Raw genomic sequence first — 23,840 nt, forward strand, 5'->3', positions numbered from 1 at the left:
CATCCCGGGAGAACATCGCGGACAGGTCAGGCCCAGGGGCTGACCACCGTGAAGGAGCTGTCGGCGCGGAACGTGTCGGTGTTCTGGTAGGGGTCCACGCGCAGCGCGTAGTTGTAGTGGCGGATGTAGCGGCCGGGGTAGTTGTACGACTCCAGGCGGACGGAGCCGGAGGCGCTGCCCGGGCGGGCGCAGTAGGTGGCGTCCTTCTTGAAGGTGTCGGTCCCATTGCTGCTGTCGAAGCGGACCCGGAAGTCCCAGTGGCGGAGATAGCGGCCGGAGGAGTCGCGGAAGGAGTAGCAGTTGGCGTCGGCGAGGCCGGGTACGACGGTGAAGGTGGCGCTCTGCTTGACGGCAGTGCTGCTGGAGGTGCTCACCGGGTCGATGTAGCCGAGACTGTCGGGGCGTTCCACGGCGTACCGGTCGGGGTAGTTGACCGACCGCAGCGACCTGGTGGCGTTGGTGGGCAGGGTGACACCGCCGGGGACTGTCTCCTTCAGCACGGTGGCGTGGCGGATGAAGCCGGACAGCCCGGGCACCTCGGTGGGCGCGGACCAGGTGGCGAAGTCGTCGTAGCTGTCGCTGTACCAGTACTTCCCGGCACGGTAGCCGTCGTAGTAGATGCGCCAGCCGCCGTTGTCGAGCTGGACCAGGGCCGGACCCTCGACCCAGTCGCCGAAGCCGGCCCAGTCGCCCGTCCTACGCAGGCTGTAGGGGCCGGTGAGGCTGGAGGCGGTGGCGTACTCGATGTACTTCGTCGTCTCGTTCTTGGTGAACGCGTGGTAGGTGGAGCCGACCTTGACGATGAAGGTGTCGATGTAGTTCGGGCCGATACCGGACAGCTGGGTGGGCGCGGACCAGGTGGTCAGCGCTGTATTGGTCGCCGTGATCTTGTAGGCGGTGAAGTGGGTGGCGGTGCTCGCCGCCGTCAGGGACACGATGACGTTGACGCTGCCGTCGGTGTCGATGAACCACTCAGGTGCCCAGGTGCGGGTCAGCCCGCTGATCGGGATCGTGTAGTTGTACAGGAACGTCCAGTTCACCCGGTCGGTGCTCCGGGCGAAACCGATCGTGTTCCCCGTCCAGTTGGTGGTGTAAGTGAGGTAGTAGTAGCCGTCGGTGTGCTTGAAGATGCTGGGGTCCCGGATCAGCGCGGACGGCGGGGTGTAGGCGGGGCCTTTCTGCAGGGTGAATCCGGTGGCGTCCGGCGAGTCGTACACATATAGGTTCGACTCACTGCTGTTGGTGAACGCGGTCATCGTGTACCGCGTGGCCTGCCCGGCCGGCGGGGCGGCGGCGGAGGCGGTGCCCTCAAAGACGGCGCCGCTCAGCAGGACCAGCAGCAGCGGGCCCAGCAGAGCGAGCAGCTTTCTTACGGTTCTGTTCAACTCTTCCTCCGGGCTCGGCCAGTCCGCTGGGCCGATCGCCGTGACGAGGGATGCGACTGTTCGAAATAACGAACAGCGTGCGGAACTTCGAGCAGAAGATAGGTTTGGGCCGTGGTTCCGTCAATGTTTCCGACGAGTACCGTTCGGCGCATTTCGCGCCGCCCGGATACCGAAGAAGCCGCACTGTCACACTCGTTGACTTCCGTACGGGAAACCCTTTACGTTCGGCGCCAACCCCGTCCGGCAATTCGACCCACGTTCGGAATATCGGCCATTCGCGGTGCGAGAGCGGTCCCGTCTCCGGAAGGAACCCACCCCCCATGCCCCCAACCGCGCGCTTTCCAGGCGCTAGCCCTTCCCCTACCCCACCGCCTGGACACCGGACTTCGACGCCCTTGAGATCCAGGCGGTGTTTCGCTGGGAAAACCGCCCGTCCACGCAATGACTTCTGAAAAAGGACGGGTCTTGGACATCACCGGACGACAGCTCGGCCGGCTCGCCGCGGTCGGCGCCGGAGCGCTCGTGCTGCCGGGCCTGCTGCCCCCGAGCAGGACGGCGGCAGCCGTACCTCCGGCCGGCACGTGGGGCGACCAAGGCGACGGCGCCTACGTCGATCCCATCCTCCCGGGGGGCTTCAGCGACTGGGACCGCATCCGGGCCGACTCCGACTGCTACGGCATCCCCAGCAGGTTCGGGTACTCGCCCGGCATGGCCGTCCTGCACTCGAAGGACCTGGTCAACTGCCGCACGCTCGGCGGCGCGGTCGGCGATGTCACCCGGATCGGGATCTTCCATCGCGTCACCGGCTAGTGCTGTGACCGGAAAGGTTTGCCGGAAGCGCGCGGCGTCCGGTGCGGTGCATCGCAAGGCGGAGCATCGCCCGCGTACTGGATGTACTCGGGTGATGCGACAACGCGGCGAGGTGCCGTGCCGGGCGTCGCGAGCCGGTGAACCTTTCCGGTCACAGCACTAGGGACCGTGAGGGGTGGAGGCGGAAGTCTCGCCGGGTGTCAACGACCAAGCAATCGCTCTCTCGTCACCGAAAGGTGCAAGATGTCTTCCTTCGTCAGCAGACGGCGCCTGCTGCAAGCAGCCGGGGCCACGGTCGCCGCATCTGCCACGGGCTCCTTCATGGGCGCATCTCCCGCGCAGGCGGCCGTTCCTCCCGCAAGGGCCGACATAGGGGTCTTGGCGCACCCCTTCGAACTCGGCCAGGTCCGGCTCACCGCAAGCCGGTGGCTGGACAACCAGAACCGAACGCAGAACTATCTGCGTTTCGTCGATGTCGACCGGCTGCTGTACAACTTCCGCGCCAACCACCGGCTCTCCACCAACGGCGCCGCCGCCACCGGCGGCTGGGACGCACCGAACTTCCCCTTCCGCACCCACGTCCAAGGGCACTTCCTCACGGCCTGGGCACAGCTGTACGCCGTGACCGGGGACACCGTCTGCCGGGACAAGGCCACTTACATGGTCGCGGAGCTGGCCAAGTGCCAGGCCAACAACGGCGCCGCCGGTTTCAACGCCGGGTACCTCTCCGGCTACCCCGAGTCCGACTTCACCGCGCTGGAGCAGCGGACCCTGAGCAACGGCAACGTGCCGTACTACACCATCCACAAGACCCTCGCCGGCCTGCTGGACGTATGGCGCCACATCGGCAGCACACAGGCCCGTGACGTGCTGCTCGCCCTGGCCGGATGGGTCGACTGGCGCACCGGCAGGCTGAGCGGCCAGCAAATGCAGGCCATGCTGCAGACCGAGTTCGGCGGCATGAACACTGTGCTGACCGACCTCTACCAGCAGACAGGCGACGCGCGGTGGCTCACCGTCGCCCAGCGGTTCGACCACGCCGCCGTGTTCGGCCCCCTGGCCTCGGGCCAGGACCAGCTCAACGGACTGCACGCCAACACCCAGGTGCCCAAGTGGATCGGGGCCGCCCGGGAGTACAAGGCCACCGGCACGACCCGGTACCGGGACATCGCCACCAACGCCTGGAACTTCACCGTCAACGCGCACACCTACGCCATCGGCGGCAACAGCCAGGCGGAGCATTTCCGCGCCCCGAACGCCATCGCCGGCTACCTGAACAAGGACACGTGCGAAAGCTGCAACACCTTCAACATGCTCCTCCTCACCCGGGAGCTGTTCGCGCTCGATCCGAACCGGGTCGCGCTGTTCGACTACTATGAGCGGGCGTGGCTCAACCAGATGATCGGCCAGCAGAACCCGGCCGACAACCACGGCCACGTCACCTACTTCACCCCGCTCAACCCGGGAGGCCGACGCGGTGTGGGCCCGGCCTGGGGCGGCGGCACCTGGAGCACCGACTACGGCACCTTCTGGTGCTGCCAGGGCACGGGCCTGGAGATGCACACCAGGCTGATGGACTCCATCTACTTCCGCAGTGACAACACGCTGATCGTGAACCTGTTCGTGCCCTCGGTGCTCAACTGGTCGGAGCGCGGGATCACGGTCACCCAGACCACGTCGTACCCCGTCAGCGACACCACGACCTTGCAGGTCACCGGCAACGTCAGCGGAACCTGGGCCATGCGCATCCGCATCCCGAGCTGGACCACCGGGGCCACCATCAGCGTCAACGGCGTCACGCAGAACATCGCCACCAACCCCGGCAGCTACGCCACCCTGAGCCGCTCGTGGGCCTCCGGCGACACGGTCACCGTCCGCCTGCCCATGCGGATCGTCATGCGAGCGGCCAACGACAACAGGAACGTCTCCGCGATCACCTACGGCCCGGTGGTCCTGTCCGGCAACTACGGTGACTCCTCGCTCAGCTCCCTCCCGACGCTGAACACGTCCTCGATCACACGGACCAGCAGCAGTTCGCTCGCCTTCACCGCCACCGCCAACGGCTCCACCGTCAACCTGGGCCCGTTCCACGACGCGCACGGCCACAACTACACCGTCTACTGGAACGCCAGCGGCAGCGTCCGTCTCGTCAACGTGGCCAGCGGTCTCCTGCTGGGCATCCAGAACATGTCCACGGCCGACGGCGGCCGCGCCCTGCAGTGGTCGGACAACGGCACCGCCGACCACGACTGGTACATGATCGCCGATGGAACCGCGTTCCGCTTCCGCAACGCCCACAGCGGCAAGGTGCTCGGCGTTCAGGGCATGTCCACGGCGGACGACGCGACCGTCCTGCAGTGGGCGGACAACGGCACCGCCGACCACAGATGGACGCTGCTCGACCAGGGGGACGGGACCTACAAGATCCGCAACGAGAACAGCGGCAAGTTGCTCGCCATCGCGGACAACTCCACCGCCGTCGGCGCGTTCGCGGTCCAGGACTCGGACGACGGCACCGCCGACAACCGGTGGCGCATCGTGAGGAACTAAGCCGCCGAGGAAGCACATCCTGGTCGGTCTCCATCCTCCACCGCGCTCGGCCTTCCGACCTTCGTTCGATATCGAGAACAACAGAGGTCGAGGCGCAGCACATCGACACTCCGAACAGCCTCTGACGGGGCCGAACCGGAAACGCTCACTCAACGAATGAGGCCCGCATTGCGCAGACTACGTTTCAGCCGCAGACATCTGTCCGTCGTGCTCGCGGCCCTGGTCGCGTCGGCCGCGACGCTCGTCGCCGGTCCGGCTCAGGCGGCCACCACCGGCGCCGTGCGCGGTGTCGGTTCCAACCGGTGTCTCGATGTACCGGGCGCCGCCCAGACCGACGGCACGAACCTGCAGATCTGGGACTGCCACGGCGGGACCAACCAGCAGTGGACGCTGACGGACAACAACCAGCTGACCGTGTACGGCAGCAAGTGCCTGGATGTTCCGGGCCACACCACCGCGGCCGGTACCCGGCCGGTGATCTGGTCCTGCAACGGTGGTACGAACCAGCAGTGGCGGGTGAACTCCGACGGCACGATCGTCGCCGTGGAGTCCGGGCTGTGCCTGGACGTCAGCGGCGGCGCCACGGCCAACGGCACGGCGGTGCAGCTCTGGAACTGCAACGGCGGCAGCAACCAGAAGTGGGCCGGCCTGTCCGGGACGCCCAACTCGTGTCCTCTTCCGTCGACATACCGGTGGACGTCGACCGGTCCGCTGGCGCAGCCGGCGAACGGCTCGGTGGCGCTCAAGGACTTCACCACCGTTACCTACAACGGCCAGCACCTGGTCTACGCGACCACCTCTGACGGATCATCGTGGGGCGCGATGACGTTCCGGCCCTTCACGAACTGGTCGGACATGGCCTCGGCCGGCCAGACCAGGATCAGCGGGTCCGCGGTGGCGCCCAAGCTCTTCTACTTCGCGCCCAAGAAGATATGGGTGCTGGTCTCGAACGGGTGGGGCACCGCCTGGCCCTTCACCTACCGCACGTCCAGCGACCCCACCAACCCCAACGGCTGGTCCGCGCCGCAGGAGCTGTTCACCGGCAGCCTCCCCACAGGCGGCCCGATCGACCCCACCGTGATCGCCGACGACCAGAACATGTACCTGTTCTTCGCCAACGACAAGGGCGGCATCTTCAAGTCGACCATGCCGATCGGGAACTTCCCGAGCAGCTTCGGCTCGTCGTACGAGACGGTCATGAGCGACACGGAGAAGAACCTGTTCGAGGCGCCGGAGGTCTACAAGGTCCAAGGCCAGAACCAGTACCTCATGATCGTTGAGGCTCGAGGGGCGACTGAGCAGCGCTTCTTCCGCTCGTTCACGGCCTCCAGCCTGAACGGTCCGTGGACCCCGCAGGCCGCCACCGAGAGCAACCCCTTCGCGGGCAAGGCCAACAGCGGTGCCACCTGGACCGACGACATCAGCCACGGTGACCTGGTCCGCACCAACCCCGACCAGACCATGACCATCGACCCCTGCAACCTGCAGTTCCTCTACCAGGGCAGGGACCCCAAGTCGAACGGCACCGACTACCTGAAGCTGCCGTACCGACCGGGCCTGCTCACCCTGCAGCGCTGACCTGCGCGCACATGATCACCAGATCGTGACCTTGCCCCTTGCGGGAGGCGAAGCAGCTTCCGCTTTGCCTCCCAGGAAGGACCTCCCATGGTTCCCCTGCACAGACGACTGCTGCGTCTCCTCACAGCCACCGCACTGACGCTCACCGCCACCGTCACCGCCTCCGTCGGCACGACCGCCGAGGCCGCGCCGGGCAGCCCCGCGCTCACCCCTCCGCTGGGTTGGAACAGCTGGAACAGCTTCGGGTGCGGGATCACCGAGGCGCAGGTCCGCGAGGCCGCCGACGCGATGGTGTCCTCGGGTATGCGGGACGCCGGATACCGGTACGTGGTGGTCGACGACTGCTGGTTCGACCCGCAGCGTGACGCGGCCGGCAACCTGCGGGCCAACCCCACCAAGTTCCCCAGCGGCATGAAGGCGCTCGGTGACTACATCCACAGCAAGGGCCTGAAGTTCGGTATCTACCAGGCCCCCAATGAGAAGACGTGCGCCCAGGGCGTGGGCACCTACCCCGGCTCCACGGGCAGCAAGGGCCACGAGAGGCAGGACGCCGCCACGTTCGCCTCCTGGGGCGTGGACTACCTCAAGTACGACTGGTGCTCCGGCAGCGGCACCCTCAGCGAGCAGATCGCACAGTTCACCCTCATGCGTGACGCCCTGCGCGCCACCGGCCGTCCGATCGTCTACAGCATCAACCCCAACAGCTTCCACGCCCCCACCGGCGCCACGTACAACTGGGGCGAGGTCGCCGACCTGTGGCGCACGACCGAGGACCTGCTCGACATCTGGCAGAACAACAACACCAACAGCTACCCGATGGGCGTCGGCAACGTCCTCGACGTCAGCGCCCCGCTCGCCGCGCAGTCGGGTCCCGGACACTGGAACGACCCCGACATGCTGGTCGTCGGCCGCCCCGGCCTGTCCCTGACCGAGTCACGCTCCCACTTCGCCCTGTGGGCACTCATGAGTGCCCCGCTCATGGCCGGCAACGACATCCGCACCATGTCCGCCGACGTGAGCGCCATCCTGCGCAACCCGCGCCTGCTCGCGGTCAACCAGGACTCGCTGGGCGCGGGCGGACGCCGGGTCCGCGACGACGGCGACACCGAGGTGTTCGCCAAGCCCCTGTCCGACGGCTCCGTCGCGGTCGGCCTGTTCAACCGAGGCAGCAACACCGCGACCGTCACCACCACGGCCGCACAAGTCGGCCTGTCAGGCGGCCCGTTCACCCTCACCGACCTGTGGACCGGCGGCACGTCGACTACCTCCGGGCAGATTTCGGCCAGCATCCCCGCGCACGGTGTCGCCGTGTTCAAGGTGACCGGCGGCAGCCCCCTGGCCTCCACCACCGCACGCCTGCGCGGTACCGGGTCCGGCCGCTGCCTGGACGTGGACGGTGCCACCACGGCGGCCGGGACCAAGACGCTGATCTGGGACTGCCACACGGCCGCCAACCAGCTGTGGACCACCTGGGCCGGCGGCGAGATCCGCGTCTACGGCGACAAGTGCCTGGACGCCTCCAACCAGGGCACCACCAACGGCACGCCGGTCATCATCTGGCCCTGCAACGGCCAGAACAACCAGAAGTGGACCGTCGGTTCCGACGGCTCGATCCGCAACGTCCGTGCCGGGCTGTGCCTCGACGTCAACGGGGCCGGGACCGCCAACGGGACCCCGGTCATCCTGTGGACCTGCAACGGCCAGAACAACCAGAAGTGGACCGCGCTCCCGTAACAGGCAGACGTCCGGCCGGAAGAGGGCAGTCCCACGACAGCGGATCAGACTGCGGGGACTGCTCCTCCTGCACCGGGACCGGGACTTCGAGCGCGAACGGCAGACCGTGGAGGAAGCGGGCATCTCCACGGTCTGCACCGCGACCTCCAGCAGCTTGCCGCTGCCCACACCCTTGATCTTGTAGTAGCCATCGCCGCCGGTGTCGGTGAAGGTCGGTAGACGGTGCCGTCGCCGGGCAGCGTGGTGGAGCCCAGGGTCGGCTTGGCCGTCCGGCCTCCGATCCTGACGCCGCCCATGTTGGCGTACCCGCCGGTGGCCGCGTCGGCCCGGATCCGTACGAACCCCACGCTACGGCGGAGGCTCAACCTCCCCGGCAGTGGGGACCGAGACCCCGCTCGCATCGACAACCGCTCGGTCGGCCCCCGCACCCCGACCGCCCCACTCGGGTGACAGGCGTGCCGTCACCACGGCGAAGCACACCGCACACGGGAGACATGCGTCACCCGGAATCACCGGAATCAGTCGGCCCCTTCCGCGTGCCCGGTGGTGGCCTTTGCAGAACGACAGGAGACATACATGTCCGCGCTTCGCGCCCGGCTGTCGGCGATACTGCTCGCCGCGTGCCTGCTCTTCACAGGTCAAGCCTTGATCACACCGGACCGGGCGGCCGCCGCCGACCCGGGCTACCTGATGACGCACTTCATCGGGGAGGGGTCGAACGGTCAGCAGATCTACTTCTCGTACAGCACGGACGGCCTGAACTGGACTGAGCTCAACGGCGGCGGAATTGCCCTTCGCTCCACGGTCGGCACGAAGGGGGTGCGCGACCCCGCACTGGTGAGATCCCCGAACGGTGACAAGTACTGGATCATCGCGACCGACCTGTGCATCAGCTGCGGGCAGAACTGGGAGGCCGCCGTGTACAACGGCAGCCGCAACCTCGTGGTGTGGGAGTCGACGGATCTGATCACCTGGTCGGAGCCGTGGCTGCTCAACGTCGCCGGCGCGATCCCCGACGGACGCAACGCCTGGGCGCCGGAAGCGATCTGGGACCCGGCCTCCAACGACTACGTCCTGTACTGGGCGACGAACAAGCCGGTCGACGGCGTAAAGAAGCACCGCATCTACTACGCCCACACCAGCGACTTCCGTTCCATCACCACCCCGCAGATCTACATCGAGCGCCCCGGCATGCAGGAAATCATCGACACCCAGATCGTCGAGATGCCGGCCGGCGCCGGCAACTACCGCTATGTGCGGGCCTCCGGCGACGGGCAGATCACCCTCGAAGGCAGCAACTCGATCCTCGGAACCTGGACCAATCTCGGCAACCTCTCCGGCATCGGTCTGACCGGTGCCCAGGTCGAGGGCCCGATGTGGATGAAGTTCCGCGACCGCAACGAGTGGGCGCTCTACCTCGACCAGTACTCCTCCGGACGCGGGTACATGCCGGTCACGACGACCCACCCCTACACCCCCGGCACCTACCGGATTCCGGCGTCGGGAACCTACTCCATGGGCGTCACGAAGAAGCGCCACGGCTCGATCCTGAACCTCACGGCCGCCGAGGAGTCCCGCGTGCTCGCACGCTGGAGCGACATCCCGGCCAACCGGCTCCAGTCGTACAACTTCCAGGACCGGTACGTGCGGCACGCCAACTTCGACGTGCGCATCGACCAGAACATCACCGGCCCGGACGCCCAGTTCCGGCTGCGGCCCGGCCTGGCGGGCACCGGCACCGTCTCCTTCGAATCGGTGAACTACCGCGGGTACTTCCTGCGGCACTCCGGATACGACTTCCAGCTGGTCCGCAACGACGGCACCGCCCAGTTCGCCGCAGACGCCACCTTCCGGCAGGTCGCCGGACTCGCCGACGCGAGCTGGTCGTCCTTCCAGTCGTACAACCACCCCGACCGTTATATCCGCCACTACGCCTACCAACTCCGCCTCGACCCGATCACCACCGCGACAGGACGCGGCGACGCCACCTTCCGCGTGACGAACTGACCCGCACCGACAGGGACGCCGGCGCCTCGGCGAGAGCGCCGGCATCCGCTGCCCGCGGTGAGGTAGAGACACGGGGCTCCCTTGAGCTGCTGCCGTCGGGGGATCTCACGAATGCGGGGTCGCGCACCCCCTTCGTACCGACCGTGGAGCGCAGGACCATGCCGCCGCCATTGAGGTCGTTCCAGTGCAGACCGTCTGTGCTGTGGGACAGGTACATCTGCTGGTTGGTCGCCCCCTCCCCGATGAGTGGGCAGACACTAGGGAGGCAAACAGGGCGCGTCAATACATCCGACAAGGAGCAGCGCGAGCCTCTCTTCTCGACGGCGGGAAGACGCTCCGGATACTTGTGTGACAAGTGTTGACGGAGAGAGATGCAGAACTTATCTTCTGGCCGAGCTTACGAACGATGTTCGATATATCGACCCGGTGGGAAGAGGCGTCCGCCGCACCACCAGCACCCACCAGCACCCACCAGCACGAGCACCAGCCCAGCACCAGAGGGAGTACTCCGTGAGACCTGCGCTCACCCGTCGAACGGTCCTCGGCATGATCGCCGGCTCGGCCGCCGCCACCGTCACCGGCGTCTCGACCGGTACCGCCCACGCCGCCGTGCCCACCTCCCCCGGTGTGACGTACACGAACACCATCGCCGAGCAGCGGGCCGACCCGCACATCTTCAAGCACACCGACGGGTTCTACTACTTCACCGCCACGGTTCCGGCGTACGACCGGATCGTGCTGCGCCGGGCCACCACGATCCAGGGGCTCACGTCGGCCGCCGAGACGACCATCTGGACGAAGCACTCCACCGGTGAGATGGGCGCCCACATCTGGGCTCCGGAGATCCACTTCATCGACGGCAAGTGGTACATCTACTTCGCCGCCGGCGCCGCCAACGACATCTGGCGGATCCGGCCCTACGTCCTGGAGTGCACGGCCGCGAACCCGATCACCGGCACCTGGACGGAGAAGGGCCGTATCGCCCTGCCGCTGGACACTTTCTCCCTGGACGCGACGACCTTCGTCGTCAACGGCACCCGCTACCTCGCCTGGGCGCAGAACGACCCGGCCGTCGGCCGCGGCACCAACATCTACGTGGCGCGGATGTCCAGCCCGTGGACCATCACCGGCACACCGGTCATGATCAGCCGGCCGACCGCCTCGTGGGAGACCGCCGGAGGGGAGACGGTCAATGAGGGCCCGGCCGTGATCCAGCGGGGCGGCAAGGTCTTCATGACCTTCTCGGCCAGTGCCACCGACGCCAACTACTGCATGGGCATGCTGACCGCGTCCGCCTCGGCCGACCTGCTCAGCGCCTCGTCGTGGTCCAAGAGCGCCGGCCCGGTCTTCGCCAGCTTCGCTGCCACCAGCCAGTACGGCCCCGGGCACAACCAATTCACGGTCTCCGAGGACGGCAAGTCGGACATCCTCGTCTACCACGACCGTAGTTACAAGGACATCAGCGGTTCCCCGCTCAACGACCCCAACCGCCGCACCCGCGTGCAGAAGATCTACTGGAAGGCCGACGGCACGCCCGACTTCGGCATCCCGGTCGCCGACGGACTCACCCCGATCCGGCTCTCCTCCTACAACTTCCCCGACCGGTTCATCCGGCACTGGGAGTACCGCGCCAAGATCGAGCCGAACGTCTCCCCGCTGGCCGACTCGCAGTTCCGTGTAGTCACCGGTCTCGCCGGAACGGGCACCGTCTCCCTGGAGTCGGCGAACTTCCCCGGCTACTTCCTGCGCCACAAGAACTCCGAGGTGTGGGTGGACAAGAACGACGGGACGGCGCAGTTCGCGTCCGACGCCTCCTACACCGCCCGGGCCGGCCTCGCGGACTCCGCCGGAGTCTCGTACGAGTCGTACAACCTCCCGGGCCGCTACATCCGCCACTACAACTACCTGCTGTACGTCCAGGCTCTCAGCACGACGACCGACCGGGCCGACGCCACCTTCTACACCCAGTGAGCAGGCAGCGCCCGCCCGTCACTTCGGCGCTGTCGTCCCGAAGGGGAGGGGTTCGCCCGAGCGCAGGTGTTCCCTCAGCCACTGCTCGGTGTTGCTCACGTGCAGCAGTGCGGCGGCCTGGCTGAGGGCGGCATCCCGGGTGGACAGCGCCTTGAAGATCGCCTCGTGCTCGGCCAGAGTGCGGCCGGCGGCCTTGTCGTCGACCAGACCGCGCCAGATGCGGGCGCGCAGGGTGCGGCCGGAGATGCCTTCCAGGAGGGTGAGGAGGGTCTCGTTGCCCGTGGCCGAGACGACGGCGTAGTGGAAGGCGGCGTCGTGGGCGTTGAGCTGTTCCACGTTGCCGCGGGCCTCGCGCATGGCGTCCAGGTGCCGTTTCACTTCGGCCAGTTGGGCGTCGGAGATCCGGGTAGCGGCAAGGGCCGTGGCCATCGGTTCGAGGAGCCGCCGTACCTCCATGAGGTCCTGCAGGGCGACCGAGTCACCCTGCAGCAGCTCCACCGCACCCCCGAGTCCCTCCAGGAGCAGGCTCGGCTGCAGGCTGGTCACATAGGTGCCGTCGCCGCGCCGGACCTCCAGGACCCGCGCGACGGCCAGGGCCTTGACCGCTTCCCGGGCGAGGTTGCGGGACAGTCCCAGCTGGGCGGCCAGGTCCGGCTCCGGCGGGAGCCTCGAGCCGGGCGGCAGCGCACCGGTCCGGATCAGCTCACGGATCTGCTCGATGGCCTTGTCCGTCAGAGACACCGCGCATCCCTCCCCCCACCGTGCCCCGCGAGCACATCCGACCTGATCAGCCCCTGCGCGCGGAGATCGTCCCAGAGGCCGTGAGGGACGGGCTGACCATGGAGTTGCACGTTTCGTCCGACCTGTTCCGCAGTCCGCGTGCCGAGGGTGACGTTGATGATACTGGGGTGCGTGTACGGGAAGGCGATCGCGGCGGCGGGCAGGGTGGTCCCGTGCGCCTCGCAGACCTCGGCGATCGCCCGAGCGCGGTCGACCAGGGCCGGCGGTGCGTCGCGGTAGTCGTACTTCATGCCCTCGGCGGGCCGGTCCCAGGAGAGCAGTTCCGAGTTGAAGACCCCCACCGCCACCACGCTCTTGCCCAGTTCTCATGCGGCGGGCAGGACGTCGTCCAGCGCCGACTGGTCCAGGAGTGTGTAGCGCCCGGCCAGCATCACCACGTCGGCGGCCGTCTCGCGCAGGAAGCGGGCGAGCATCGCCGACTGGTTCATGCCGGCGTGCAAGGCGTGCTCCTGCAACGCCGGTGCGTGTCACCGAGGTTGGGTAGGAAGATCGCACCTCGCCCGCTGTTCCACGCCGCCTTGCCCGCGACATCGGAATCCCCGGTGACGTCGACCGCCCCGTCCTGGTTCACATCGGCGCGAATGTCCGCCCGTACGCCCCGGGTGTCGGCGGCCGGCACCGTGCCGGAGACTACTGCCAGGGCTCTCGCCAACGCAGGCGCCGTCTTGGGCCCGACTGTAGTCATTCACCCGCTCCTCTCGGCCTTGACCTGCACCCTCCATCCCATCGCGGCGCCCGAAGCCGCTCACTCCCCCGACCAGCGGGACCACCCCCGCCGCCAGGCCGGACTCCGACCATCCGAAAGCGGGACGCGTTGCACCGACGGCGGCACCGTTGCCCGGAAAACCGCACCACATGCTCAGTCAGAGAGGCAGGCCGCTCGCATCAGGCAGCACACTCGGTGTCGTGAGTGATCTCGACGCCGACCGTCCGCGCTCCGCCGCGCTCTATGCGCCGGCGAAGGAGCCGCTCCTTGCGGCGTGACCGCTGATCGCGGCTCCGACCAGCCGGCTCTCGAAGGACCGCAGTATCTGTTCGAGATCCGTCGCGTCGAAGGACGTCGCATCCGTCCCGAGACTGATTCCGGCCGTCTCGAACATGCCCCACACATCGAAGGAGAGGTTTCCGGAGTACGCGTCGACGGGTTTGGGGAATCGTCGGTAACGGCTGGATGCCATGGCTCGGTCGAGGTCCTGCAGTGCCCTGTCCGCGCGAGCCCGGATCAGCGTGCGGGGCGCTATGGGGCGGATGTTGACCACGTACGGGTTGTGTGCGGAGCGGCCCTGTTCGGCGGAGACCTCGTCCAGGGATCTGGCGTAGCGGTCGGGCTCGCGCAGGCTGACGGAGGAGGATCTGACGAGTGCCGCGTCGACGGCTCGGCACAGCGCCGGGAACCGGTCGCTGCCCAGGGACGTGTCGACCGGGACGAGGGCCCTGCCGGCGACATGGGCCACCGCCTCGCGGGCGAAGGTGGTGTGCCGGTTGGGCATCACGGTGTTGAACACGCAGGTGCCGATGCCGAGGTGCTCGGCGAGCGTGCGCGCGTACGCGGCTTGCAGGACTGCGGCCACGGATGTGCGGTACTGCTTCGCCAGACCGGCTGCCGCGAGGGCGACCGCCGCCGAGTCGAGGCATACGAAGTTGTAGACGGCGGCCCTGTGGCCCGGGGGCGCCTGGAGTTCGGGCATGGCGGACCGACGGAGCATGGCCCGGTCATGGGTGTCGACACGATGGGCGTGCCGCAGCCCCGAGGGACTGGCTTCGAAGCTCGCGATCTGCCGCGGCTGCCACCCCGAGCCGAGGTCGGCGCCCGGATCGGCGGCCAGTCGGGCTATGTGTTCGGCCGCGATCCGAGCGCTCGTCGTGTCCGCCGAGAAGTGGTGCAAGGACAGCGCGATGTGGATGGGTCTGCCGTCCACGGTGATGACGGCGGCCCGCAACGGCAGGTCGTCCGGGGCGAATCCGGGCTCGGCCAGTCGGAGCGTGAAGGCGCTCAGCTCGTCGTTGGTCGGCGGGGCGTCGGAGGCGTACTCGTCGATCTGGAGCACGCCGGAAGCCACGACGACCGCGTGCGGGTGCCCGTCCGCGTCACGTGGATAGAACGTGCGCAGCGCCTCGAAGTGAGCCATGACCGCGGCGAAGGCATGCAGCACCGCGGACATGTCGGGCCGGCCGTCCAGTGCCCGCCCCATCCGTACGTTCCTGTTGCGGGGCCCGTGGAGATGGGGGTGGCATCCTTCGCGTTCATGGGCCTTCTGCGACCAGGTCAGTTCATGCTCTCCGGCGGTGCCGGCGACGAAGACGACGTCATGGCGTGCGGTCTGTCGCATACCCGCCCCGGCCCTCCTCCGGTACGGACCCCGATCCCCCACACCGTCCGGCGGTACGACGACGCGGCCGGAGCCCGGGCGCCCCCTGTTCAGGCAGAGGATAGATCCGCGCGGGCCGCGTGCGTCAATGGTCGGAGAGTGTGGAACGAGGCGGCGGACTGTCTTCTTGCCGCGCCCCACCGCTCCTTACCGCATCCCGCCGCTCCTCACCGCATCCCGCCGCTCATCACCACGTCCCGCCGGCGATCGCTGCCAGGTGGACACCGCCCCGCAGAACGAGATGCAGATCGTGCACCCCGGTCACCTCCTCCGGCATCCGCGCGCTGACCGTGCGCCAGTCGTACCGGCCGTCGGTGCCGGTGGGGACACGGAGGGTGGCGAGCAAGGTTCCGGCACCGGGAGGGCCGTCGGCGTAGATCTCGACGGTCGCGTCCCCCTCCGTCGCGCACGACACCTCGGCCGTGATGACCCGCGGCCCGTCTGCCGGGCTGCCCAGGTCGACTGAGCCGTAGCGCAGTGCGCAGTGGATGTCACCGGTCGCCGGGGTGACCGCCTCCCCCTTCTCCCGGGTGGCGTCGACGAGCGTGCCGCCCTCGCACTCGTCGAAGTCGACGGCCTCCAGTCGTCCGCCGAGGAGAGTGCGGGCAGGGAGCGCCGGCCCCGTCACGGTGAGGGGCGCTGTCAGGGCGATGGCTTCGGCCGAGTGCCCGATCAGGATCTCGTACGGCCCGGGGTCCACGGCGAGGGCGCCGGCCGAGACGGACCAGTGGGCCAGGGCCGCGACGGGCAGGTCGAACTCCAGCCGCCGCCGTTCACCGGGGGCGAGGGAGACCTTGCGGAAGTCCGTCAGTCTGCGCCTGGGCGCGCGGTGGCGGGCGGCGAGCGCGCGGGTGTAGAGCTGCACGGTCTCGGTGCCCGTGCGCGGCCCGGTGTTGGTGAGCTCGACGCTCACGACCAGGGTGTCGTCCTGCGCCGCTTCCCGGGCGGACAGCCGCAGGCCGGAGTAGGCGAAGCTGGTGTAGGACAGGCCGTGCCCGAAGGGGTACAGCGGTGCGGCGTCGTGGTACTGGTAGGTCCAGCCGGCGCTGATGATGTCGTAGTCGAGGCGGCCGGGCAGCGGGTCGTCGCCGCGGTACCAGGTCTGCGGGAGCCGTCCGGAGGGTTCGGCCTCGCCGAGCAGGATCGCGGCGAGTGCCCGGCCCGTCTCCTGCCCGCCGTGGGAGGTCCACACCACGGCGGGCAGGTGCTCGTCCGCCCAGTCGACGGCGTACGGGTAGCTGCTCATCACGACCAGTACCGACTCGGGACGCTCGGTGGCGACGGCGCACAGCAGGGCCTCCTGCGCGGGCGGCAGTGAGATGCCCGCACGGTCCTCGGTCTCGCGGCCGTTGATGTGTGGGTCGTTTCCGAGGACGACCACGGCGACGTCCGCCGAGGCGGCGGCCGCGACGGCTTCGGCGATTCCGTCCCTGACGACAGTTCGGGTCCAGCGTTCCGCCTGCTCGGGGGCTTGGGCGGAGAGGGTGACGCGGCCGGTGGCGGGGTCCACGGCGGCGTAGCGGCCGTTGCTGATGTTGCGCAGCAGTTCCGTGCCGTCCGGCTGGGGTTCCAGCCGGAAGGTCTCGTGGACGAACCAGCCGTTCGGCTGCGTCTGGTCGGCGGCGAGAGTGAGGTCGCCGTCCTTGAGGGTGACGTAGCGTTCCGTGCAGGCGTTGCGGAGGGTCAGCACACCTTCACCCCAGTCGAACAGGTCGTGGCAGGCGCTGTCGCCCGCTTCCTGCTCGTCCGAGTGAGCACCGGCCACCATGGGCCCGCCGGGGTCGAGCGCCGGCACGCGCAGGAGGCCTCCGGTGGAGGCGGCGCGCAGCGTGATCCGGTCGACCCCCTCCGCGCGGACCGCTTCGACGCCGCGCTCCTTAAGGGCCGCCTCCAGGCCGGCGGCAATGGTGATCCGGTACGGCATGGTGCCGCTGTACCAGTCCTCGAAGAGGGTGTCCGCCAACGGACCGACGAGCGCGACGCGCCCGCCGGGGGCCGGTGACAGCGGCAGTGCGCCGTCGTTCTTCAGCAGCACCACCGACTCCGTGGCGGCGCGCAAGGCGAGCGCCCGGTGGGCGGGGCTGTCCACGACGTCGTCGCGGATGCCGGCGTAGGGGTCGAGGTCCGGATCGAACTCGCCGAGGCGGAAGCGTATCGACAGGTGGCGTCGCGCGGCGCGGTCGATGTCGTCCTCGGTGAGCAGCCCGCGGTCGACCGCCGTGCGGAGCCGGTCGAGGGTGATGCTGCCGTCCTCGTCCAGTTCGGTGATGCTGTCGACGCCGGCACGTACCGCCGCCGCGTGGGAGGTGGGGTGGTCGTCGAAGTAGTGCTCCGATTCGGCGAGGTTGGTCACCGCTCCGGCGTCGCTGCAGACGAACAGCTCGTGGCCGGTGGGCTCGGCCCAGCGCCGTACCTCGGTCTCGAGCAGTGGACTGACATGGCAGGGGCGGCCGTTGATGAGGTTGTAAGCCGGCATGACGCCGGTGGCGGCGCCGGACGCGATCGCCGGGCGGAAGGCGGCGAGGTCGTATTCGTGCAGCACCCTGGGCGGTACCACGGAGGAGGTGATGTCGCGCTCGTCCTCGTTGTTGTAGGCGAGGAAGTGCTTCAGGAGCGGTGCAGTGCGCAGATAGACCGGGTGGTCCCCGGCCAGCCCGCGGCAGAAGCTGACGGAGAGCCGGCCGGTGAGCAGCGGATCCTCCGCGTACCCCTCCTCGTTGCGGCCCCAGCGGGGGTCGCGCAGCAGGTTCACCACGGGGGCCCAGACCTGGAGGCTGTGCCGGCGGCCGTCGGCGGCGGGGCGCTGGTGGAAGGCGCGGGCCTCGGTGCCGACGGCCGTGGCGACCTCGTGCAGCAGCTCCTCGTCCCAGGTGGCTCCCAGGCCTACCGCCTGCGGGAACACGGTGGCCGGCCCCAGCCAGGCCACGCCGTGCAGCCCTTCGGTACCGGTCTTGAAGGGGGCCAGTCCGAGGCGCGGGACTCCTGGTGAGTACTGGTAGAGCAGCTCGATGCGCTCGTCGAGCGTCAGCCGGGAGATCAGGTCGTCGACTCGCCGGGCGAGGGGTAGCGCGGGGTCACGGAACGGCAGGTCGGTGGTGGGCGGCTCGGGGGATGTGGCGGCGGTACTCACCTGAGAAGTCCCTTGCAGGAGGTCGACGGAGAAGGCGCGGGAAGCGTGGGCGACTGCGGAGCCGGGCGGCGTACGGCTTTTGTCGATCGCAGGTCGTCGAGTCGAAGCGCTTCGACGTTGCCATGACGCTGAGTCGTGTGTCAATCACAGGTGGCCCAGCCGTCGGAAGCCGTTCTTCCGGCGTCGGCGTTCCTCTTGGAAAGTCCACCTAGAAGCCCAGATCACATGGTGCAAAGCCGCATGGAGGGCGGCGCGTGCTCTCACGCCCGACCGTGCCTGTTATCGAAAAGTGACCTTGTCGACCCGTTGTCGCTCACGGAAATACGGCCTTAGTCTCACCGAAACGTCGAAGCGCGTCGACTCGGTTGGCTGCCGCCCTCCGGACATGAGACCACCGGACGACGCAGCGTCTGCCCGCCCGCCGGTCGGATCGACGCAAACGAAGGGCCGCAACGACATGAGCAGTGAGATGAACCGCCGAGTCGTCCTGCGAACAGCCGCCGGCCTGGCGGGCGCCGCCTCCCTCTCACCGCTGCCGCCCGCCGGCAACGAGGACTACCAGGCCGTGTCCCGGGCGCCGGGCACCACGATCAGCATGCGGCCCGCCAGCGGGAACACCTACGGCACGTCCGGCACCCTCGGCGCCCCGGACGAGGCCTGCGGAATCGCCCTCTGGAGCCGGCCGGCCGGACCGCGGCTTGTGCGCAGGCGCCGTACGGACCCGCACCCGAAAGGCAAGGACCCGTCATGACCCATGCCCCGCACCTCTCCCGCCGAGGCCTGCTGGCCGCAGGCGCGGCCACGGCCGCACTCCCCCTGCTCGCCCCCTCCGGTGCCTCCGCCGCGCCCGTCGCATCCGCCACATCCGCCCGCGTGGCCGAGAAGGTCCGGCACACGCCCTACACCTTCCGCAACGCCGAGATAGTCGGCGGCGGCTTCGTCACCGGCATCGTCTTCAACCAGCGCGAGCCCGGACTGGTGTACGCGCGCACCGACATCGGCGGCGCCTACCGCCTCGACACGGCGTCCCGGCGGTGGATCCCCCTCACCGACTGGATCGGCTGGGACGAGTACGGACACACCGGCATCATCAGCATCGCCACCGACGAGGTCGACCCCGACCGCGTCTACCTGGCGGCGGGCACCTACACCCTCCCCGACTGGGACCCGGGCATGGCGGCGATCCTGCGCTCGACCGACCGCGGCCGCACCTGGAAGACCACGCCCCTGCCGTTCCGGCTGGGCGGCAACATGCCCGGCCGGGGCATCGGCGAGCGGCTGGTGATCGACCCCAACCGCAACAGGATCCTCTACCTGGGAGTGCGCGGGGGCCACGGGCTGTGGCGCAGTACCGACCACGGCAAGACCTTCGCGAAGGTGACCAGCTTCCCCAACGTCGGCAACTTCGTGCCCGACCCCACCGACCCCGACGGCTACAACGGCGACAACCTGGGCGTGCTGCAAGTCGTCTTCGACAAGCGCACCGGCAGGGCGGGGAAGGCCACCCGGACCCTCTACGTCACCGTCGCCGACAAGGACAACATCCTGTACCGGTCGACCGACGCGGGAAGGACCTGGGAACGCGTTCCCGGGCAGCCCACCGGCTTCATCCCGCACCACGCTGTCTTCGACCACGTCGGCGGCTACCTGTACCTGGCGACCAGCGACACCGCCGGCCCCTACGACGGGTCCAAGGGCGACGTGTGGAAGCTGGACACCGCCACCGGCACCTGGACCCGCATCAGCCCGGTCCCGTCCACCAGCGACGACAACCAGTACGGTTACAGCGGCCTGACCATCGACCGGCAGAACCCGGACACCCTGATGGTGTCCACCCAGGTCAAGTGGTGGCCCGACTGCATCCTCTTCCGCTCCACCGACGGCGGCGCGAGCTGGACCCGCGCGTGGGACCTGGGCCCGAACTCCGAGCGCACCCTGCGTTACGACATCGACATCTCCGCCGCCCCGTGGCTGACCTGGAACGCCTCGCCGTCGCTGCCCGAGATGGCCCCCAAGCTGGGCTGGATGATGGAGTCCGTTCAGATCGACCCCTTCGACTCCGACCACTTCATGTACGGCACTGGCGCGACGATCTACGGCGCGGACAACCTGACCGACTGGGACGGCGGCGGCACGGTGCACCTGTCCGTGCGGGCCCAGGGCCTGGAGGAAACCGCCGTCATGTGTGTGATCAGCCCGCCCATCGGCGCGGCGCACCTCTTCTCCGGCGTCGGCGACGTCGGCGGCTTCCGGCACACGGATTTCCGCAAGGCGCCAAAGATGTACGACAGCCCGACCTTCGGCGGCACCCCGGCCCTGGACTACGCGGAGCTGGCGCCCCACACGATCGTGCGGGTCGGCCACCCCACCAGCGGCTGGACGCAGCACTTCGCCATCTCCACCGACAGCGGCGACACCTGGACGCCGTCGCGCAGTGAGCCGGCCGGCGTCACCGGGCCCGGAGTCGAGGACCAGGCCGTCGCCATCAGCGCCGACGGCAGACGGATCGTCTGGTCCCCGGCCGGTGCGCCGGTCAGCTGGTCCGACGACCACGGAGCGACCTGGACGGCGTCGAAGGGGCTGCCGGCCGGGGTCCCCGTACGCTCCGACCGGGTGAACCCGGCGAAGTTCTACGCCTACGACGCCGGCGTCTTCTACCTCAGCACGGACGGCGGCAAGAGCTTCGAGGCCACGGCGGCGACCGGCCTGCCCACCGCGGGGAACGTCCGGTTCAAGCCGGTACCGGGCCACGAGGGCGACATCTGGCTGGCCGGCGGCACCAACAAGCCCACCACCCCCACACCGTACGGGCTGTGGCGGTCGACCGACTCCGGAACGTCCTTCACCAGGTTCACGGCGGTGGACGAGGGCGACGTCGTCGGATTCGGCAGGGCCGCGCCCGGCGCCCCGTACCCCGCCGTCTACACCAGCTCCAAGATCCACGGCGTGCGCGGCATCTTCCGGTCCGACGACGCGGGCCGGACCTGGATCCGCATCAACGACGACCGGCACCAGTACGCCTGGACCGGCAACACCATGACCGGAGACCCCCGGATCTACGGTCGCGTCTACTTCGGGACGAACGGACGCGGAGTCATCTACGGCGACCCGAAGTGAGGTTCGGCTCCCGGCCGCCCCGCTCCGCACCCGCCGTCCCACGCTCACTCCTGGGGCGCCGTGGGCTTCTGACGCCGCACTGCCCTTGTGCATCACCGCGCCGCACACCACCGTGCTCGCCGTCGAGTTCGGCGGCGAGCACGGCTGTACCGAGACACCGGCCCACAGCCCACGAACTGCCACCTGAGTGCTCCGCGGTCCCGCGGCCACTGATCTGGAAAGGACACCATGGAGAACGGACAGCGGAACTTCCGCTGGGGTCACGACGCCCTGCATCTCGAGTTCGTCCTCGGCGACGACGGCAGCGCCCGCCTGACGCATCTCGGACTGCCGGGCGAAGCGGGCAGCGACGCCGGTGCGTCCCTGCCGCTGGTTGAGGTAATGGCCGCGGGTCACGGCCGTGACTGGTCGGGCAGCCGTCTGATCGGGACCGCTCTCGGCGGGCGGCTGCGCCACCGGGCCCACCGCGCGGCCCGCGACGGCGACTGGCACACGCTGACCGTGCATCTCCACGACCCGGAAACCGGGTTGGCCGCGGAGGTGACCTACCGGTCGCCGGACGGCATCCCCGTGCTCCGCAGCGAAGTGATCCTGCGCAACGAAGGGCAGACCACACTGCACCTGGAGTCGGTCAGCTCACTCACGGTGGGCTGCCTCACCCCGCAGGACCCGGCGGCCGTCGACGCCGCCGACCTGCTGTGGGCGGACAACGACTGGCTCGCCGAATGCCGCTGGCAGCGGCAGCCGATGCGCCGGACCACACCCGGCGTCAGCGGACGCGTGAAATACGGGCACGGCAAGGCCGGCTTCGCCCTGAACGGCCAGGGCACCTGGTCCGGTTGCGGACACCTGCCCATGGGCGGACTGACGGACCGGCGTACCGGCCGCACCTGGGTGTGGCAGATCGAGCACAACGGAGGGGGCTGGCGCTGGGAGTGCCAAGAACACGACCGGGCGGCCTACGCGGCACTGTTCGGGCCCACCGACGCCCACCACGGCTGGCGCCACCCCCTGGAACCCGGCGCCGCTTTCCGCACCGTACCCGCCGCCCTGTCCTTCAGCGCCGACGGCGGCCCCGACGCCGCGTTCGCCGCGCTGACCCGCTACCGCCGCGCCCACCGCCGCCCGCACGCCGACCACCGGCGTCTGCCCGTCATCTTCAACGACTACATGAACTGCCTGATGGGAGACCCCACCACCGACAAGCTGCTGCCGCTGATCGACGCGGCGGCCGAGGCCGGCGCCGAGTACTTCGTCATCGACGCGGGCTGGTACGACGGCGACAACGGCGGCTGGTGGACCACCGTCGGCGCCTGGGAACCGGCCGCCTCCCGCTTCCCCGGCGAGAAGGGGATCCACGAGGTGCTGGACCGCATCCGGGAGCGCGGCATGGTCCCCGGCCTGTGGCTGGAGCCGGAAGTCATCGGCGTCGACAGCCCCATGGCCGAGTCCCTGCCCGACGAGGCGTTCTTCCGCCGCGACGGCGTCCGCCTCACGGAGACCGGCCGGCACCACCTGGACCTGCGCCACCCGGCCGCCCGCGCCCACCTGGACCAGGTCGTGGACCGCCTGGTCGGCGAGTGGGGCGTCGGATACCTCAAGCTCGACCACAACATCGACCCCGGCTCCGGCACCAGCGCCCATCCCGGCGAGACCCCGGGCGCCGGCCTGCTCGGCCACAACCGGGCGCACCTGGACTGGCTCGACGGCATCCTGGACCGCCATCCGCACCTGGTGGTGGAGAACTGCGCCTCCGGCGGCATGCGCTGGGACCACGCCCTGCTGTCGCGGCTGCAGTTGCAGTCCACCAGCGATCAGCAGAACCTCCACCTCTACGCGCCCATCGCGGCCTCCGCGCCCACCGCCGTCACCCCCGAGCAGGGCGCCGTGTGGGCCTATCCGCAGCCGGAGGACTCCCTCGACGAGGTCGCCTTCACCATGGCGAGCGCCCTCCTCGGCCGCATCCACCTCTCCGGCCGCCTGCCGGAGCTGGGGCCCGAGGCCCGCGCCCTGGTCCACGAGGCGGTCGCCGTGTACAAATCCATCCGCGCCGACCTGCCCCGGGCCGTGCCCTCCTGGCCACTTGGCCTTCCCGCTTGGGACGACCCCTGGATCGCTCTCGCCCTGCAGACGCCCGCCACCACCTACCTCGCCGTCTGGCGCCGCCCGGGCGGTGAGGCGACCACCACCCTCCGGCTGCCCGAGCGGGCGGGCAGCGCAGCGTGTGTCGAGGTGCTGTACCCCGCCGCACATCAGGCCGTTGCCGCCTGGAACCCGGACACGGCCGACCTCACCGTGACCCTGCCCACCGCGCCGTCCGCGGCGCTGCTCCGCATCACCCGCACGGAGTCGGACGCTCCCTGAGCGCCGCCCTGCCGCCCACCCGAC

Annotated in this window: 13 protein-coding genes and 3 pseudogenes; 9 read left to right on the forward strand and 7 right to left on the reverse strand. The window is 69.3% G+C overall.

The annotated features are described in order from the left end of the window. Positions 1-26 precede the first annotated feature (26 nt). Complete coding sequence (locus tag ACYVMZ_RS30155; RefSeq protein WP_461085220.1) at positions 27-1,385, reverse strand: glycoside hydrolase family 43 protein; 1,359 nt, start codon at positions 1,383-1,385, stop codon at positions 27-29. 465 nt (positions 1,386-1,850) lie between these two features. Here ACYVMZ_RS30155 and ACYVMZ_RS30160 point away from each other — a divergent pair, with 465 nt between their 5' ends. From ACYVMZ_RS30160 to ACYVMZ_RS30175, 4 genes are all read left to right on the forward strand, one after another. Further along, positions 1,851-2,195 carry a hypothetical protein gene (locus ACYVMZ_RS30160; RefSeq protein ID WP_461085222.1) on the forward strand — a complete coding sequence of 115 codons (345 nt, stop codon included), beginning with the start codon at positions 1,851-1,853 and terminating at the stop codon, positions 2,193-2,195. Between the two features lie 243 nt (positions 2,196-2,438). Continuing rightward, positions 2,439-4,745 carry a beta-L-arabinofuranosidase domain-containing protein gene (locus ACYVMZ_RS30165; RefSeq protein ID WP_461085225.1) on the forward strand — a complete coding sequence of 769 codons (2,307 nt, stop codon included), beginning with the start codon at positions 2,439-2,441 and terminating at the stop codon, positions 4,743-4,745. Between the two features lie 156 nt (positions 4,746-4,901). Continuing rightward, positions 4,902-6,323, forward strand: a complete 1,422-nt coding sequence (locus tag ACYVMZ_RS30170) for a non-reducing end alpha-L-arabinofuranosidase family hydrolase (RefSeq protein WP_461085227.1) — start codon at positions 4,902-4,904, stop codon at positions 6,321-6,323. Positions 6,324-6,410: 87 nt separating this feature from the next. Then, positions 6,411-8,057, forward strand: a complete 1,647-nt coding sequence (locus ACYVMZ_RS30175) for a glycoside hydrolase family 27 protein (RefSeq protein ID WP_461085229.1) — start codon at positions 6,411-6,413, stop codon at positions 8,055-8,057. Between the two features lie 138 nt (positions 8,058-8,195). Here ACYVMZ_RS30175 and ACYVMZ_RS30180 read toward each other — a convergent pair. Next, positions 8,196-8,410, reverse strand: a pseudogene (locus ACYVMZ_RS30180) (alpha-L-fucosidase); the annotation flags it as partial. A gap of 223 nt (positions 8,411-8,633) precedes the next feature. On the opposite strand from ACYVMZ_RS30180, the gene ACYVMZ_RS30185 reads away from it, so the two are divergent. After that, on the forward strand, positions 8,634-10,064 hold the full coding sequence (locus ACYVMZ_RS30185; protein ID WP_461085231.1) for a glycoside hydrolase family 43 protein: 1,431 nt from the start codon (positions 8,634-8,636) through the stop codon (positions 10,062-10,064). A gap of 88 nt (positions 10,065-10,152) precedes the next feature. On the opposite strand, the pseudogene ACYVMZ_RS30190 reads toward ACYVMZ_RS30185, so the two are convergent. Further along, positions 10,153-10,305: pseudogene (locus ACYVMZ_RS30190) on the reverse strand (1,4-beta-xylanase); the annotation flags it as partial. Between the two features lie 305 nt (positions 10,306-10,610). On the opposite strand from ACYVMZ_RS30190, the gene ACYVMZ_RS30195 reads away from it, so the two are divergent. Next, the gene (locus ACYVMZ_RS30195; RefSeq protein ID WP_461085328.1) at positions 10,611-12,035 is read left to right on the forward strand and encodes a family 43 glycosylhydrolase; all 1,425 of its coding nucleotides are present in this window, start codon (positions 10,611-10,613) and stop codon (positions 12,033-12,035) included. Between the two features lie 18 nt (positions 12,036-12,053). Here the strand turns inward: ACYVMZ_RS30195 and ACYVMZ_RS30200 are convergent, their stop codons facing one another. From ACYVMZ_RS30200 to ACYVMZ_RS30215, 4 genes and pseudogenes are all read right to left on the reverse strand, one after another. Continuing rightward, entirely contained in the window at positions 12,054-12,776 is a 723-nt protein-coding gene (locus ACYVMZ_RS30200) for a FadR/GntR family transcriptional regulator (RefSeq protein ID WP_461085233.1), read from the reverse strand. Continuing rightward, positions 12,767-13,279: pseudogene (locus ACYVMZ_RS30205) on the reverse strand (aldo/keto reductase); the annotation flags it as partial. The pseudogene ACYVMZ_RS30205 and the gene ACYVMZ_RS30200, both read right to left, overlap by 10 nt. 504 nt (positions 13,280-13,783) lie before the next feature. Then, positions 13,784-15,166 (reverse strand): condensation domain-containing protein, encoded by a 1,383-nt coding sequence (locus ACYVMZ_RS30210; protein ID WP_461085235.1) that lies wholly within the window; start codon positions 15,164-15,166, stop codon positions 13,784-13,786. Between the two features lie 226 nt (positions 15,167-15,392). Further along, entirely contained in the window at positions 15,393-18,335 is a 2,943-nt protein-coding gene (locus ACYVMZ_RS30215) for a glycoside hydrolase family 3 C-terminal domain-containing protein (protein WP_461085237.1), read from the reverse strand. A 457-nt stretch (positions 18,336-18,792) separates the two neighbouring features. Between ACYVMZ_RS30215 and ACYVMZ_RS30220 the strand changes: the two genes are divergently transcribed. The 3 genes from ACYVMZ_RS30220 (at position 18,793) to ACYVMZ_RS30230 (ending at position 23,816) form a co-directional block, all read left to right on the forward strand. Then, positions 18,793-19,086, forward strand: coding sequence for a hypothetical protein (locus ACYVMZ_RS30220; RefSeq protein WP_461085239.1), 294 nt, complete (start codon positions 18,793-18,795; stop codon positions 19,084-19,086). After that, positions 19,083-21,452 (forward strand): WD40/YVTN/BNR-like repeat-containing protein, encoded by a 2,370-nt coding sequence (locus tag ACYVMZ_RS30225; RefSeq protein WP_461085241.1) that lies wholly within the window; start codon positions 19,083-19,085, stop codon positions 21,450-21,452. The genes ACYVMZ_RS30220 and ACYVMZ_RS30225 overlap by 4 nt, the downstream gene beginning before the upstream one ends. A 228-nt stretch (positions 21,453-21,680) precedes the next feature. Beyond that, positions 21,681-23,816 carry a glycoside hydrolase family 36 protein gene (locus tag ACYVMZ_RS30230; protein WP_461085243.1) on the forward strand — a complete coding sequence of 712 codons (2,136 nt, stop codon included), beginning with the start codon at positions 21,681-21,683 and terminating at the stop codon, positions 23,814-23,816. Positions 23,817-23,840: the final 24 nt, after the last annotated feature.

It is taken from the genome of Streptomyces deserti, assembly GCF_054782695.1.

Bases quoted from the DNA above. Each gene is read 5' to 3' on its own strand.
- ACYVMZ_RS30165 (WP_461085225.1), top strand. From the start codon at position 2,439: ATGTCTTCCTTCGTCAGCAGACGGCGCCTGCTGCAAGCAGCCGGGGCC.
- ACYVMZ_RS30170 (WP_461085227.1), top strand. From the start codon at position 4,902: ATGAGGCCCGCATTGCGCAGACTACGTTTCAGCCGCAGACATCTGTCC.
- ACYVMZ_RS30175 (WP_461085229.1), top strand. From the start codon at position 6,411: ATGGTTCCCCTGCACAGACGACTGCTGCGTCTCCTCACAGCCACCGCA.
- ACYVMZ_RS30185 (WP_461085231.1), top strand. From the start codon at position 8,634: ATGTCCGCGCTTCGCGCCCGGCTGTCGGCGATACTGCTCGCCGCGTGC.
- ACYVMZ_RS30195 (WP_461085328.1), top strand. From the start codon at position 10,611: ATGATCGCCGGCTCGGCCGCCGCCACCGTCACCGGCGTCTCGACCGGT.
- ACYVMZ_RS30210 (WP_461085235.1), bottom strand. From the start codon at position 15,166: ATGCGACAGACCGCACGCCATGACGTCGTCTTCGTCGCCGGCACCGCC.
- ACYVMZ_RS30220 (WP_461085239.1), top strand. From the start codon at position 18,793: ATGAGCAGTGAGATGAACCGCCGAGTCGTCCTGCGAACAGCCGCCGGC.
- ACYVMZ_RS30225 (WP_461085241.1), top strand. From the start codon at position 19,083: ATGACCCATGCCCCGCACCTCTCCCGCCGAGGCCTGCTGGCCGCAGGC.
- ACYVMZ_RS30230 (WP_461085243.1), top strand. From the start codon at position 21,681: ATGGAGAACGGACAGCGGAACTTCCGCTGGGGTCACGACGCCCTGCAT.